The organism is Bradyrhizobium sp. CCBAU 11386 (genome assembly GCF_028128955.1).
Taxonomy (GTDB): domain Bacteria; phylum Pseudomonadota; class Alphaproteobacteria; order Rhizobiales; family Xanthobacteraceae; genus Bradyrhizobium.
Genome location: NZ_LBKA01000261.1, coordinates 366533 through 381755 on the forward strand (window position 1 = coordinate 366533; position 15223 = coordinate 381755).

Below are 15223 nucleotides of genomic sequence, written 5' to 3' on the forward strand. Positions count from 1 at the left end.
CTGGAAACAAGCAATGGAATGCCGATACGGATCAGAGGCGCCTTGCTGCCCGGAAACGGTCATCCGGAATGAAGCGCGTGCCGAGCGCTTCCTCTTCCAGGCGGGCGGGACTGGCGGACTGTTCCATTTCAACGTTCCGGACGGTCGAGGAAATCGCGAAGGCGATACCAGCCGGCAAAGAGCGGCACGAACCACGGCTTGCCCGAATAGAAGGGCACGGCCGTGAATGTCTCGCGGTCGAAGGCCGAAGGCATGTTCTGCTCGCCGAGAATTTTGCGCGCTGTCTGGTAGCCGAGAAAGGTCATCAGCGCGACGCCGTTGCCGTTGCAACCAGCCGCGAAATCCGCGCCGTCGCGGGCGCCGAGATGGGCGATCTTGTCGACGGTCATGGCCACGCGCCCGCTCCAGGCATGAGTGATCTTCACGCCTGCAAGCTGCGGCCAAACGGCCAGCATGCGCGCATAAAGTCGCTTCGCGGCAAGCTTGTCGGGCATGTCGAAGATGCCCGGGCGTGAACCGAACAGAAGCCGCGTCCCGTCAGGCGACGGCCTGGCGTAGATCAAATCACGGCGCGTGTCGGACACCATGCGGGCCTGCGGAATGAGCTCGGCCAAGAGATCGGCCGGCAGCGGCGCGGTGGCAATCTGATAGCTCTTGACCGGCACGATGCGACTGGCGAGGCTCGGTGTCGCATCGGCGGCGGTGTAGCCGTTTGTGGTTGCGACGACGTGGGCAGCCCGAATGCTGCCACGAGCGGTCGGCACGACTTTCTCTCCGCTCGCACCATCCTGTACGACACCTGCACGTGCGTGCGAGCGCAGCATGACGCCAGCGGCGCGCGCCCGGTCACGCAGCGCCTTGTGATACTTGCCCGGATGCAAACCGCCATATTCATCGATCACCATGCCGCCATGATAGTAGTCCGAACCGATCGCCACCCGCTGATGCGCGGGGTCGAGGAAATGCACCGTCACACCCGTCTTTTCCGCCAGGAGCGTGCCATGCCGCTTCAGGGTTTCGTAATCGCCCGCGGCGTGGGCGCCGAAAAAGCGGCCGGTGAGCGCAAGACCCGCATCCAGCTTCTCCGTCTCGACCAGCATCTTCAGATAATCGAAGCTCTCGTTGCTCTCGCCGATCAGGCGCGAGAAGAGCGCCGGATCGATCCCCTTGATCGCGCCGCCGACCACCAGCTTCTGGCCACTCGACACCATGCCGCCAGAACGCGTCGAGGCTCCCTCCCCGATCCGGTCACCGTCGATGACGACGACGGAGCGCCCGGCTCGCGCCAGGTGGGTCGCTGCATTCAGCCCGGCATAGCCCGAGCCAATGATCACGACGTCGGCTCGCTGCGGCAGCGGATCGAGATCGGTCTCCGGTTCGGCGGCCTCCCACCAGTAGGGCACCTCCTTGAAGTCCTTGGCGTAGATGTCGTCAAAACGAGGCATGATACATTGGGCCTTCCGGCTCACCTTTCATTGCACGTGGGATGGCTGCATAGCGCATGACCAATCCCGACAAGTCGGCGGCACCGGGCCGGACGACACTTGTCCGGCCCGATGATGCGATCAGAGAACCTGACCGAGGAATTCGCGAGTGCGCGGGTCTCGCGGATTGTCGAAGAGTTCTGCAGGAGGCGCGCTCTCCACGATCAGACCATGATCGGTGAAACAAACGCGTTGCGAGACTTCCCGGGCGAACTTCATCTCGTGAGTCACGAGAATGCAGGTGAGGCCCTCCTCCACCAGTTCGCGGATCGCGAAGAGCACGTCCTTCACCGTTTCGGGATCGAGCGCAGCCGTCACCTCGTCGAACAGGATCACTTCCGGCTGCATCGCGAGCGCGCGGGCGATTGCCACGCGCTGCTGCTGGCCGCCGGAAAGCTGCCCCGGATAGCTGTCCGCCTTCTCCGAGAGCCGCACCTTCTTCAGGAGCTTACGGGCTCGCTCCTCGACTTCGGCGCGATCGTGTCCGAGCACCTGGATCGGCGCCATCATGATGTTTTCCAGTGCCGTGCGGTGCGGAAAGAGATTGTACTGCTGGAACACCATCGCCACCTGATGGCGCAGCGCCCGCATCTGCTTTTCCGACCTCATTTCATGCACACGGTGTGCGCCGACCCGGACAAAGCCGTCGTCCACGGGAATCAGGCCATTGATGCAGCGCAGAACGGTGGACTTTCCCGACCCTGAAGGTCCGATAATGCAGACTGCCTCGCCCTTCTGCACGAACATCGAGATGCCCTTGAGAACTGGGACGTTACCGAAGGACTTGCAGACGTTATCGAGCTCGATCAGCGCGTCGATGCGGTTCACAGGCTTTCTCCCTTCACGGCACGCTCCCACCGACGCGCGACGGCAGCGATCGGATAGCAGTAGGCGATGAACAGGAAGAGGATGGTCAGATAGAAGTAGACGATCACCCGCTCGTTCTCCATGGCCAGCAAAGTGTTCAGAATCGTCAGCACGTCCTGGATTCCGGTAACCGTGGCGAGCGCTGTCGCGATCATCAGCAGCGCGTAGAGATTCATCCAGCCCGGGATCATGCGCCGCAGCGCCTGTGGCACGATCACGTGGCGATAGATCTGCCCAGCCGTATAGCCGAGCGAACGCGCCGCTTCCCACTGGCCGCTGTGAATGGACTGAACGGCGCCCCGGATCACCTCGGAGAAATTCGCCGCCGTCGGCAACGCAAGGCCAATCACGGCCTTCACGAATGGCGGGAACGGAATGGTCGTGCCGAAGACGTGCATCTCGAACGGCAGGAAATAGAGCGTTGCAAAAAGCAGAACAAGCCACGGCGAATTGCGCAGGAAATTCATCAGCAGAAAGGACGGCACTCGGACCGGTCCGAACCTGGCGAGCGTCGCAAGACCCATGATCGTGCCGAGCACCGTCGCCAGTGCCATGGAGGCGAGCGAGAGAATGATATTGAGGATAAAGCCGCCCGTGATCGGCCAGCCGGATGCCGAGCCGGTGAGAAGCAGAGGAAGCCGCACCAGCACGCGGCTCCAGTGCGCCGAGCCGCCCGCCGCGGCATCGACCCCGATCCAGACGACGACGCCCAAGGCGATCAGCAGCAGAACGGCGCGCTTCTTTCCCTCATAGGAGAGCATGGAGCCAGCGATCAATGTCCCCTCCCGTAGCCTGGGAAGGCCATCAAGGCTTCGAGCCTCGCCATTGCAAAGGTGAGAATGGACACCAGCACCACGTATATGAGGAGGACCAGAATCATGACCTCCAGCGTGCGAAACGTGTCATTGTAGATCTGTCCCGCGTAGTACATCAGTTCCGGCACGGTGATGACGGATGCCTGCGACGTCGTCTTGAAGAGGTTGGTCAGGATGTTCGTCAGTCCCGGCAGGCAGATGCGGGTGGCGATCGGCGCCTCGATGCGCCAGAAGCGGGCCCAGCGGCCGTACCCCAGTGACCGCGCCGCATCGATGATCGACCGCGGCATGGTTTCGATGCCCGAGCGGAAGGCTTCGATCGCCAGCGCCCCGCCGAAGAGACTGAGCGAAGTCGCAGCACAGGCAAAGGCACTGAGAAGCGGAACCGATAATCCCGTCGACGGATCGGTCACTCTGAGGCCGAGGGTTGAGAGGGTGAAATAGGCAAACAGCATCTGCAACAGCGGCGGCGTGTTGCGGAACACCTCCACGAACAGCTCGATCAGGGCATCGAGCCAGAAAATACGCAGCGTGAGCCCGAGAGCCCCCAGCATGCCAATGAGGATGGCGGCACTCGATGAGAGCGCCGCCAGCTTCAGCGTGTTGACGAGACCGGTCAGCAGCCATTGCTGGTACGCAGGATCCGCGAGCCAGGAATAATCGAGACCGAACAAAGGCCGCTCCGTGTCCGTCAGTTCTTCTTCGCAGCCGCTGCCTTCGCCCGCGCCGCAATGTAGTCGGAGTGCGGCATGCCGAACTCGGTCTCCCACGCGATCAGCTTGCCTTCGGCCTCGGCCTTCCCGATGGCCTTGTCGACGGCTTCGTGGAATTCGGTGTCTCCCTTGCGGAGGCCGCCCGCCATCGGCTGGAATTCATAGGGTGCCACCGCGATCTTGTAGCTCGCCCAATCGGGCTCCTTGAGCTTCTGCTGAAGCGTCATGTCGTCAAAGACGAAGCCGATGCAACGATTGTCCTTCAGCGCGCGATAGGCTTCCGGCTGGGTCTTGAAGGCCACGAGATTGATGCCGAACTCCTCGGTCATCTTCTTGTTGTAGTAGGAGCCCTGGATGCCGCAAACCGACTTGCCCTTCAGCTCGTCCCACTTGGAGATCGTCGCTTCCTTGGCCGCCAACACAGACGGGCCGGCAGCCAAAACGTATTCTGTCGTGAAGTCGATGACCTTGGCGCGCTCGGCCGTGACGCCGAGCGTGGCGAAGATCGCATCGATGCGGCCGGCGGTCAGGAATTCGATGCGATTGGAAGCGACGACAGGCACGAGTTCGATCTTATCCTCGGAGCCAAGGAGCTCCTTGGCAACGTACTTGGCAAGCGAGACCTCGAAGCCGACGACGTCGCCCTTGTCATTCAGATAGCCATAGGGCACGTAGTCATTCTTCACGCCGACGACGAGCTTGCCGCGTGCCTTGACGTTCTCAAGCGTGCCCGCCACGGCGGCGCTACCAACAAAGAAGGCAGCGAGCGCAAGGGCGGGAACGCCCATCATCGTTTTGAAGCCTGTCATCCTGTTCCTCTGGATAAATCACGGCCTTCCAGCGCTGTTGCCACAGCGCCGCGTCAGCCATCAGCTTTTTGCGAATGCAGAAATCAGGTCGCTCAAAAAATATGCACCCCTCTCGAGCGACCTAATTTTCATCATTGGAGACGCAACTTTCTCAATGTACAAGTTGCGGAGAGCTCTTTTTTCATAATGTGAGATTCTATGCCGGCGATCGTCCAACCGCCGTCCGGTGGAGCCCAGTTGCTCGACCGGGCCGTCATCCTGCTGGATCTCGTCGCCGATGGCGGCGTCGAGGGCCTATCGCTCAAGCACCTGGCGGCCCGCTCCGGGCTCAACACCGCCACCTGCCACCGCATCCTCAACACGCTGGTCGGTCACAAGCTGCTTGCCCGCGACGACAAAAAACGGCGTTACAGGCTGGGTGCACGCATGGCGATCTATGGCGTCCGCGCTGCTCGCGGCCCCGGCATCATCAGCCGCTGCGAGGTCGCGCTGTCCCGGCTCAGGCGCCGCACCGGCGACACGACCCACCTGATGGCACGCTTCAACCACGATTCCGTCTGTCTCGACCGGCGCGACGGTGAATGCATCGTGCCGACCCTGACAGGATCGATCGGCGGCTTCGTGCCCCTCGGCGTAGGCCCCGGCTCGATCGCGATGCTCTCCTTCCTCGATGAGGACGAACAGGACTACATCATCCGCGCCAACCTCGGGCGCTACGCGTCCTATCGCAATCTCACCGAGGACAAGGTTCGGCAGCTGATCGCCGACACTCGCCACCGCGGTTACGCGGTGGATGTGGGCGAACTCATTCCCGGCATTGCCGGCGTCGGATTGCCGATCATGACGCCGGGCGAAAAGCCGGGCGCCGCCCTTAGCTTCACGTTCCTCTGCGCGAAGCTGAGGCCAGGCGTCCTCGAACATTACGGCGCCCTCCTGAAGGAGGAAATCGACGTGATCGTCGGTCAGTAGGAAGCGTCACGGGCGCGCGGCACGGCTCGCAACAGGTTAGCGGATCTCGTTCACGTAGTGATGATGCGCCGTCGTGGCGCGGTGCTCGCTCAGGAGCGCAAGCGCACCGGCTTGATCGTACGCCTCCTCGCGGATCACCAGAACGGCGTTCGGCGAAGCTAGCGCAAGTAGACGCCGATCCTCCTTGTCGGCGAGCTCTGCCAGGAGCTTCTCGCGTACCGCCGCAATGCGAATGCCGTAGGCGTCGAGCAGATGGAGATAGAGCAGCGCAGGCACGCTCGCCGCCTTGCGCGGGAAATCAGGCACGCGGCGCGCAACGAGCCGTATTCGCGAATGCATCACCGGCACGCGGCCAACACGTCGGATGCGGTGAAGACAGAACAGCGGCTCACCAACGGCTTCCGTGAAGAGCGCCGCCTCATCTGCGTCTGCCGGCCGCAGCACCACGGACAAGACTTCGGGCACGGAACGCTGGAGGCTGCCGTCTTCGCCGTGAAGTCGGAAATACTGGAAGAAGAAGCGCAGACTGTGTTGCGGTGCGCGGCCGGTCACGACCGTCCCGGTCTTGCGCCGGCGCACCAGCATGCCGTCGGCGGTCAAATCCGCGAGCGCCCGGCGGATGGTGCCGACCGCAACGCCATATCGCGCGGCAAGCGCAACTTCACCGGGAAGCACCGTGCCCGGAGACAGTTCGCCCACCAGGATCGCCTCGGCGATCTGCCGCTTGACGTGCTCGTACAACGGAACCGGCAGGCTCGATGGGCCGCTCGTCGCTGCTTTTGCCTGTTTACCGGTCACGCCTGCCTCATTCTTTGGAATTGACAGCAATCGGCTTCGCCTATTTCTTTATAGAATATAGAAATGAGCCGCCGCAAATGGTTTCTCCACCACCAGGCCCAGGACAGGCCAGCCCGACGCTGACCGACGGTTTCGCCGAGATCGAGCGCACAGCCGAGCGTGCGATCGACGATCTTGCGCGGATGGTGGCAATCGACACCACTTTCCCGCCCGGCGCGGGATACGAAGCGTTTGCCGACTTGATGGAGAGCGCTGTCGCAGCGCTCGGCCTGGACTGCCAACGCGTCGACGTCCCCGAACATTTGTGGCGCGTGGCGGGTGGCACGGCGCAAGGGCGCAGAACCAATCTCATCGCACGCCGCCGCTCGGACAAGCCGGTGCTCGGGCTGTATTTTCATGTCGACACCGTACCGGCAGCGCCCGGGTGGACCTCCAATCCGTTCCAGTTGACGCGCGACGGCGATCGCCTGATTGGCCTCGGCGCCGCCGACATGAAGGGCACCATCGCGGCCGTGCTACTCGCGCTGCGCGCCGCCGACACGATCGGCCTTCCACTCGGCTACGACCCGATGCTGCTGCTTTGCACCGACGAGGAAGGTGGACTGTATCCCGGCGTGCGCTATCTGGCGGAGCAAGGTTTGCTCGAAGGCCACATTCTCAATTTCAATGGTGCCGCGGCGCCGCGCATCTGGGCCGGCTGCTTTGGCCTCTTCACGCTTCTGGTGCGCGTCCGCGGCAGAACGCGTCATGCGAGCGAGGCCGCGAGCGCAGGAGACGCCGCCAACGCCATCGAGGCCGCACTGCCGATCCTCAATGCGCTCGCAGCATTGAAACCGACAATCGCCGCGCGGACGTCACCCCTGCCTGCGCCGCCGCATGCGACGCATCCGCTCGCCGCCCAGCTTGATATTTCCGCAGCCCATGGCGGCCAATGCGGCGGCCAGATTCCATCGCTCTTTGAAGTTCTCGTCTGTCGGCGCTATGCGCCGGAGGAAGACTTTCAGGCCGCGCGTGCCGAAATCGAGAACGCCGTCTTTGCGGCCGCCCCCGGAGCCGCCGTCGACGTGGTTCTCACTGGCCACCTGATGCCGACGTCCGATCCGACAGGCCCGCACTGGCCGCGCTGGCAGAGGCGCTGTCGGCCGGGTTCGGATACGCGCCGGACGATTTCGCCAAATGGGGTGCGACGAGCTGTTCTGATTTCGGCTGGGTGCAACAGACCGGAATGCAGGAGATCCTGCTGACCGGCCTCGGCCGGCCGGAAAGCTGCATTCACGCACCCGGCGAATTCACCACGCGCGCCGACATCGTCGCGTTGGCGAAATCGGTCCTTGCCTATCTGTCCGCCGAATTCCATCCCGATCTGTCTCCCGAAACACTCGCCGCCCGCTAACTCAAGGAGCACCCATCCATGCTGTCCATCAGTCGCCGTCTTTTCCTTGCGGGAACCGCGATCGGCCTCGCCGGTCTGCCCAGGATCGCCTTCGCCGAAGCCCCGAAGCGCGGCGGCCTGCTCCGGATGTCGGTCGACCAGGCAGCATCGGTCATCCATCCGATGCTGGCGCGCGTGAACCCGGAATATCTCGTCACCGAACTGCTCTACTCCAACCTCACCCGGCTGAAGCCGGACATGACCGTCGAGCCGGACCTCGCGATCTCCTGGGAGCCGAATGAGACAAGCACGGAGTGGATCTTCAAGCTGCGCCCAGGAGTGACGTTCCACGACGGTTCACCACTCACCTCCGAGGATGCCGTCGCCACCATCAATGCCATCCTCGATCCGAAGACCGCCTCCCCCGGCAGAACCAATGTCGGTCCAATCAAGGAAGTCGCGGCGGTCGATCCGTTGACCGTCAAGTTCACGCTGTCTGGCGCCTACGCTGACCTGCCGGTGGCCCTGACCTATCTCAACGCGCGTATCGTTCCGGCGAAGGTCGTCGCGTCCGACCTCGCGAGCCTTTCGACCACCGCCAACGGCACCGGCCCATTCAAGCTGGCATCCTACGAGCCCGATCGCCGGATCGTCGTCGAACGTAACCCCGCTTATTATGATCCGACGCGGCCCTACCTCGACCGCATCGAACTACTTGTCTATCCGGACCGCACCGCCGAAGCGTCAGCGATGATCTCCGGCGAGATCGACCTGCTTTTGACGACCACACCAGGCGAGTACGAGCGGCTCGTGAAGGCCGGCGGTGTCAAGGCGCTGCGAACACCCTCCGGCCAATTCCTCAATATCAACCTCGGATGCGACCAGAAGCCGTTCAACGACGTCCGGGTGCGCCAGGCCCTGGCACTGGCCGTCGACCGCGAGGCGACCGTCGGTTTCGTCGCCGGCGGCTACGGAACGCCGGGCAACGACACGCCATTGAGCTCGGCCTACCACTTCTACAAGAATATTCCGCTGAAGAAGCCCGATGTCGCCAAGGCGAAACAGCTTTTGGCCGACGCCGGTTATCCCAACGGCATCGATCTGACGCTGATCGCGTCCGACCGACCAGCCACCCGCACTTAGCTCGGTGTCGCGGTTCGCGAGATGGCCGCTGCAGCCGGCTTCCGTATCAACGTGCAGACGATGCCGCACGCGACCTATCTCGACCAGGTCTGGAAGAAGGGCAATTTCTACGTCGGCTTCTACAATATGCAGCCGACCGCAGATGCGATCTTCAACCTGCTCTACACCTCCAACGCGACCTGGAACGAAACTCGCTGGAACAGCAGCGAGTTCGACACAGTCATCAATGCTGCGCGCGTCGAGACCGACGAAGCGAAGCGCACGGCGCTCTACGCCAAGGCACAGGAGATGATGAACACGGAAGTACCCACGGTCATCTCGGCGTTCTTCGACCTTCTTGCGGCACAACGGTCCTATGTCGAAGGTTATACGCTGCATCCGCGCGGCTCGGTGTTCCGCCTCGACATGGTCTCGCTCGGCGCCGGTGCGCCGAAGCGCGCCTGACACCGGAGAGTTGGGTGTCGCTCACCTGGTTTGCGCGCCGTCTGATGCTGATGGTCTACACCGTCGTCGTGGTCTCGATGCTGGTGTTCGCCATCACGCAGATCCTGCCGGCGGATGCAGCCCAGTCGCTGCTCGGTGAGAATGCGACGCCGGAAATGCTGGCCGCGCTTAGGGCAAGGCTCGGGCTCGGCGATCCGGCCTGGCTGCAATATGGGCGCTGGGCCGGTCACGTGTTCACCGGCGACTTCGGCATCTCGATGCGCACGAGCCAGCCGGTCGGCCCGGAAATGCTGGCGGCGCTGTCGCGCTCGCTGTTGCTTGCCGTGTCGGCCATCCTGGTCACGCTGGCCGTTGCCGTGCCGCTCGGCGTGGTCGCGGCGCTGCGGCAAGGCAGGCTCACCGACACCGGCGTCAGCCTCATTGCCTATCTCGGGATCTCGCTGCCGGAATTCGTCACCGCGACGCTGCTTGCCCTTCTGCTGGCCGATACATTGCATTGGCTGCCGGCGACCGGCTACGTCTCTCCACTGGAGGATTTCGGCGGTGGCATCCGTCATCTGGCGCTGCCGGTGCTCACTGTCTCGGTAATCCTCGTCGCGCACGTCATGCGCATGATGCGCTCCGAGACGCTCGACGTGTTGAAATCGGACTATATCCGCGCCGCGCGCTTGAAGGGCCTGCCGGAACGCACCGTGCTGTTTCGCCACGCCCTGCGCAACGCGCTGTTGCCGGTCGTCACCATCATCGCGCTCGACGTCGGCTACCTGCTCGGCGGCATCATCGTGATCGAGGAGATCTTCGCCATTCCCGGCATCGGACGAGCCCTGATGGTCGCCATCACCACGCGCGACCTGCCGTCGATCCAGGCGGGCGCGTTGATCATGGCCGCGACCTATGCCGTCACCAACACCCTCGCCGACATGGCCTATGCGTTTCTCGACCGGCGGATCCGCTATGACTGAGCTGTTCACTCGCCTCATGCGGAAACCGCAGGGTTTCGTCGGCGTCGTGCTGCTGGCGTTCGTCGCCGTCGCTTGCCTGTTCGGGCCGGCATTGGCGCCCTATGCACCGGAGAAGATCGATTTCCTCGGTAGGTTCCGCGCGCCCGGCTGGCAGAACTGGCTTGGCGCTGATCAATTCGGCCGCGATATCATGAGCCGGCTGATGGTCGGCGCGCGTTCGACCGTGCCGATGGCTCTGATCGCGACCTGCGTCGGCAGCGCAGCCGGCGCGATTATCGGCGTCGGCTCTGCCTATCTCGGCGGACGCACCGACGAAGCGATTATGCGCACCAACGATGCCGTGATGGCGATCCCGGGTCTTCTGATGGCCCTGTTGCTGGTCAGCACACTCGGCAACGGCACCAGCAACGCTGTCATTGCCATCGCGGTGGCTTTTGCACCGGGCATGGCGCGGGTGACCCGCTCGGCCGCGCTCAACGTGCGCAATCAGGACTACGTCAAGGCCGCCATCGCGCGTGGCGAGGGAGCGCCCTGGATCATCTTCCGCGAGATGTTGCCGAACGTCATGGCGCCGATCGTGATCGAATCCACCATCCGCGTGTCCTTCGCCGTCATGCTGTTCGCAACGCTGAGCTTTCTCGGCGTCGGCGCCCAGCCGCCCGCATCCGAATGGGGGCTCATGGTGGCAGACGCGCGCCAATACATGCAAAAGGCACCATGGGGATTGATCGCGCCTTCGGCCGCGATCGCACTTACCGCCATTGCCTTCAACCTGGTCGGAGATGGTCTTCGCGACGCCCTCGATCCGAAGGACGAGCGATGACCTCCGCACTTTCGATCCAGAACTACACGCTCGATTACATCACGACCGCCGGACCGGTGCGGGTGCTGCACGACATCTCGCTGCAGATCGCGCCGGGCGAGGTGCTGGGTCTCGTCGGGGAATCCGGCTCCGGCAAGAGCTCGCTCGCCTGGGCATTGATGCGCCATCTACCCGACAACGCTCGCGAAGTCGCAGGCTCGCTGCAGCTCGGCAATATCGACCTTCAGCGCCCGGGCCCGCGCGAGCTGACCGAAATCCGGGGACGCCGGCTCGGGATGGTGTTTCAGGATCCTTCGACATCGCTCAATCCGACGCTCACCATCGGAACGCAAATCACGGAAGCGTTGATACGGCATCGCGGTCTCAAACCGGGCGACGCTGACACGCTTGCCATCGATCTGCTCGGTCACGTCGACCTCAACAATCCTACTGCAATCATGCGGCGCTATCCACATGAAATCTCCGGCGGAGAAAAACAGCGCGTCGTCATTGCCACCGCCTTTGGCTGCCGACCCGACGTCATTCTCTTCGACGAGCCGACCACCGCACTCGACGTCGTCACTGGCGCGCGCATCCTCGAGCTGTTCGCGCGACTACGCCGGGAGACGGGCGTTGCCGCGCTCTATATTTCCCACGATCTTGCACTTGTGACGCGCGTCGCCGACCGGGTCGCGGTTCTGGAGCGCGGCCGCCTGGTCGAGCAGGCGCCGGCGGCTGAGATCTTCCGCGCGCCGCGCCACGCCAACACGCGCGCACTTGTGGACGCCGTGCCTAGACCGGAACGTCGTCTTGTCCATGACAAGCCACGCGACCAGGTCCTTCTGGCGGCCTCCGAGATCGAAGTCCAATATGGCAGCGGCGGGCTGTTCCGCGACGCGCCGCCCCGGCCACGAAAAAAATCGGGCTTGAGGTTCGTGGCGGCGAGATCCTCGGTCTCGTCGGCGAGTCCGGCTCTGGCAAGTCTTCGATGGCGCGCGCCCTTACCGGGCTTGCGCGCTTCTCAGGCACAATCTCCTTCGACGAGCACGAGATCCACGGCATGCGCGACATGAACGCCGCTTACCGCCGCGACGTGCAGATCATTTTCCAGCATCCGGATTCGTCGCTCAATCCGCGTCACAGGATCGACGAGATCCTGTCACGTCCTCTCAAGCTCTACGGCGGCCATCTTGCAGATATTCCCCGTCTGCTCGACCAGGTGCGCCTGCCCCAATCCTACGCCAACCGCTGGCCGCATCAGCTTTCAGGCGGCGAGAAGCAGCGCATCGCCATCGCGCGTGCCTTCGCTGCGCGGCCGAAACTCGTGATCTGCGACGAGATCACCGCGCCGCTGGACGTCTCTGTGCAGGCCCAGATCATCGAATTGCTGCTGACGCTGCGTGAGGAGACTGGAACCGCCTTTCTCTTCATCACCCACGATCTCAACCTCATCCGTCAAATCGCCCACCGCATCGCCGTGATGCGCCGAGGCGAGATGGTCGACCTATTGCCGGTCGAGGATTTCGACGCAGACCACGTTCATCCCTATACCCGCGAACTGATGGCCGCCTCCCCCGTACCGGTCGGCTGACGACAAGGACTTCCCCTATGGATCACGACACACTTCTCGCCCGGATCGATGTGCCCGCCGCCCTCGATCTCCTGTCACGCATGGTGCAGCACAAGAGCTACTCCAAATCGGACGGCGAGAAGCAGCTCGCAGCCTTCATGGCAGGCCGTATGCGAGAGATCGGCATCGAGACCGAGCTCACGCCCTTCGGCAAGGAGGGCCGGGTCAACGCCGTCGGGCGCTGGAAGGGTGCGGGCGGCGGCAAGAGCCTGATGTTCAACGGCCATCTCGACACCAACCCGGTGACCGAGGGCTGGACCGTCGATCCCTGGGCAGGCAAGGTCGACGACGACTTCATCTACGGCATCGGCGTTTCCAACATGAAGGCCGGCGATGCCGCCTACTTCTGCGCGGTCAAGACGCTGATCGACGCCGGCGTCAAACTCAGGGGTGACGTCATCCTCTCCTACGTGGTGGGCGAGCTGCAAGGCGGCGTCGGCACCTACTCACTGGTCGAGCAGGGACTTCGCGCCGACTATTTCATCAACTCCGAGCCGACCGATCTGAAGGCCATGACGATGCATGCCGCGGCCTTCATGTTCATTATCGAGTTGACAGGCAATACCCGTCATCTGTCCAAGCGCGAAGAGGCGATCGATGCGATCACGGCGGCGTGCGATCTCATTCCGCGCCTCAATGCGATGAAATTCTCGGGCGCCCTCTCGCCGGAGCATGAGCGGATCAATCGCGTCCATGTCGGCGTCGTCCACGGCGCGCTCGGCCGCGAGCTGCACGAATGGCGCACTCCCCAGGTCGCGGATTTCGTGCGGATCAAGGGCTCGGGCCGCTACGCACCGGGCCAGACCGAGGCCGGCGCGCTGGCCGACATGCGTCGCGAGCTCGACGCGCTCGAAGCACGGTTTCCCGGCCTCAAGGCCGAGGTCATGTCGGAGGACCGCTCCGGCGTGCCGACCATGCCGCCGTTCGAGGTGGCGCGCACCAGCCCGATCGTCGAGGCCATCAATCGCGCGTATCGCGCGGTACGCGGAGAAGAGCAGCCGACGGGCGCCGTCGCCCCGAGCTGCTTCTACGGGACCGATGCCGGCCATCTGCACTATTTCGGCGGAATGGAAGGCATCGTCTGTGGCCCCGGCGGCCGCTACAACACAATGCCCGACGAGCGGGTCGATATCGTCGACTTCATCGACATGATCCGCATCTACATGCTGGCCATTCTGGATATCTGTGCCTGAGAATGCCGAAGGTGAATTCCAATGTTGTTTCCGATCGACGAATATGAGGCGCGCGTTAAGCGCGTGCGCCAACAGATGGCGGCGTGCGAACTCGATGTCCTGATCATCGACCAGACCGAGTTTCAGGCCTACCTCACCGGCTTCTCGATATCTGAGAACATGTACCGGGCATGCCTCCTGCCGCGCGACGGCGAACCGATCATGATCCTGCGCGCTGTCGACCTCGGCCCGTTCACCGAGAACTCTTGGCTTTCACGCTCCGTCGCCTTCGCCGACTGGGAAGACCCGATCCAGGTGCTCGCCGACACGATCGCCCGCCTGGGCTGCGCTCAAGGACGGATCGGCCTTGACGAAGACTCCTATTGCATGCCGCTCCGCCGCTTCAAACAGCTCACAGCCCGACTGCCGAGCGCAAGGTTCGTGGGCTTCTCCGGCGTCATGGCCACGCTACGCACCAGGAAAAGCGCAAGAGAGATCGCCGTACTCAGGCGCGCCAGCGAAATCGGTGATCTCGGTATCGCAGCCGCGCTCAAGGCTGCCGGCGCCGGCAGGTCGGCCCGCGACGCGGCCGCGGCCGTCTATCAAGTGTTCATGCAGGAAGGCGCGGACGCCGCACGCGCGGGGATCATTACCGCAGGTGTCGGCAACGCCTTTCTGCATGGCGGACTGACCAACCAGCCGCTGGTCAAGGGCGACGTCCTGCATATGGAGCTGTTGCCCTATATTGACGGCTATAGCGCCCGGCTGATGCGCTCGGCGGTGATCGACGAAATCGAGCCGCACCGTTCGCATCTCGCCCGGCGGCTTATCGATATCCAGGACCGGCAGTTCGAAGCGATCAAGCCTGGAGCCAACGCCGCCGACGTTGACGCTGTGGCGCGAAAGGCCATGGTCGCCGACGGACTACGGCCCGACTACCCGAACATCACCGGCTATTCGCTTGGCTGCTATCCGCTCCATACCCCGCGCACCAGCGACTTCTCGCACATCTTCCTGCCCACGGCCCATTGGACGCTGGAGGAAGGCATGGTGTTCCACATGTACGTCTCCGCCGACGGCCTCGCGATCAGCGAGACAGTGCTCGTCACCGCGACCGGGCATGAGTGTCTGACGCGCTCGCCGCGGCAGGTGTTTCAGGTCTGAGCAACGCACGACCTGGGGCGGCACCTACCCACCTCAGAAGGCCTGCTCACCTTGGCTGTGACGAGATTTTTCTTGATCT

At 63.4% G+C, this 15223-nt stretch carries 11 protein-coding genes and 3 pseudogenes; 8 read left to right on the plus strand and 6 right to left on the minus strand.

The features are described from left to right. Nucleotides 1-128: 128 nt before the first annotated feature. From XI09_RS45305 to XI09_RS45325, 5 genes are all read right to left on the minus strand, one after another. Complete coding sequence (locus XI09_RS45305; RefSeq protein WP_271572747.1) at nt 129-1445, minus strand: NAD(P)/FAD-dependent oxidoreductase; 1317 nt, start codon at nt 1443-1445, stop codon at nt 129-131. Nucleotides 1446-1565: 120 nt separating this feature from the next. Beyond that, nucleotides 1566-2312 (minus strand): amino acid ABC transporter ATP-binding protein, encoded by a 747-nt coding sequence (locus tag XI09_RS45310; protein WP_271572748.1) that lies wholly within the window; start codon nt 2310-2312, stop codon nt 1566-1568. Next, complete coding sequence (locus XI09_RS45315) at nt 2309-3127, minus strand: amino acid ABC transporter permease (RefSeq protein WP_271572749.1); 819 nt, start codon at nt 3125-3127, stop codon at nt 2309-2311. Before XI09_RS45315 ends, XI09_RS45310 begins: the two co-directional genes overlap by 4 nt. Then, nucleotides 3124-3840, minus strand: a complete 717-nt coding sequence (locus tag XI09_RS45320) for an amino acid ABC transporter permease (protein ID WP_271572750.1) — start codon at nt 3838-3840, stop codon at nt 3124-3126. The genes XI09_RS45315 and XI09_RS45320 overlap by 4 nt, the downstream gene beginning before the upstream one ends. Nucleotides 3841-3857: 17 nt before the next feature. After that, on the minus strand, nt 3858-4688 hold the full coding sequence (locus XI09_RS45325; RefSeq protein WP_271572751.1) for a transporter substrate-binding domain-containing protein: 831 nt from the start codon (nt 4686-4688) through the stop codon (nt 3858-3860). A 198-nt stretch (nt 4689-4886) separates the two neighbouring features. Here XI09_RS45325 and XI09_RS45330 point away from each other — a divergent pair, with 198 nt between their 5' ends. Beyond that, nucleotides 4887-5657 (plus strand): IclR family transcriptional regulator, encoded by a 771-nt coding sequence (locus XI09_RS45330; protein WP_271572752.1) that lies wholly within the window; start codon nt 4887-4889, stop codon nt 5655-5657. Between the two features lie 36 nt (nt 5658-5693). Here XI09_RS45330 and XI09_RS45335 read toward each other — a convergent pair whose 3' ends face one another. Next, nucleotides 5694-6455 carry a GntR family transcriptional regulator gene (locus XI09_RS45335; protein ID WP_271572753.1) on the minus strand — a complete coding sequence of 254 codons (762 nt, stop codon included), beginning with the start codon at nt 6453-6455 and terminating at the stop codon, nt 5694-5696. Nucleotides 6456-6532: 77 nt separating this feature from the next. Here XI09_RS45335 and XI09_RS45340 point away from each other — a divergent pair. From XI09_RS45340 to XI09_RS45370, 7 genes and pseudogenes are all read left to right on the plus strand, one after another. Further along, nucleotides 6533-7848 (plus strand): annotated as a pseudogene (locus XI09_RS45340) (M20 family metallopeptidase). A gap of 18 nt (nt 7849-7866) precedes the next feature. Further along, nucleotides 7867-9414: pseudogene (locus XI09_RS45345) on the plus strand (ABC transporter substrate-binding protein). Between the two features lie 14 nt (nt 9415-9428). After that, the gene (locus XI09_RS45350; RefSeq protein WP_271572754.1) at nt 9429-10376 is read left to right on the plus strand and encodes an ABC transporter permease; all 948 of its coding nucleotides are present in this window, start codon (nt 9429-9431) and stop codon (nt 10374-10376) included. Then, nucleotides 10369-11199, plus strand: a complete 831-nt coding sequence (locus XI09_RS45355; RefSeq protein WP_271572755.1) for an ABC transporter permease — start codon at nt 10369-10371, stop codon at nt 11197-11199. The genes XI09_RS45350 and XI09_RS45355 overlap by 8 nt, the downstream gene beginning before the upstream one ends. Continuing rightward, a pseudogene (locus XI09_RS45360) lies at nt 11196-12769 on the plus strand (ATP-binding cassette domain-containing protein). Before XI09_RS45355 ends, XI09_RS45360 begins: the two are co-directional and overlap by 4 nt. Nucleotides 12770-12786: 17 nt before the next feature. Further along, a complete protein-coding gene (locus XI09_RS45365) occupies nt 12787-14001 on the plus strand; it encodes a M20 family metallopeptidase (protein WP_271572756.1) in 1215 nt (404 codons plus the stop codon). A 21-nt stretch (nt 14002-14022) separates the two neighbouring features. Further along, nucleotides 14023-15144 (plus strand): M24 family metallopeptidase, encoded by a 1122-nt coding sequence (locus XI09_RS45370; RefSeq protein ID WP_271572757.1) that lies wholly within the window; start codon nt 14023-14025, stop codon nt 15142-15144. The last annotated feature ends 79 nt before the right edge of the window (nt 15145-15223 follow it).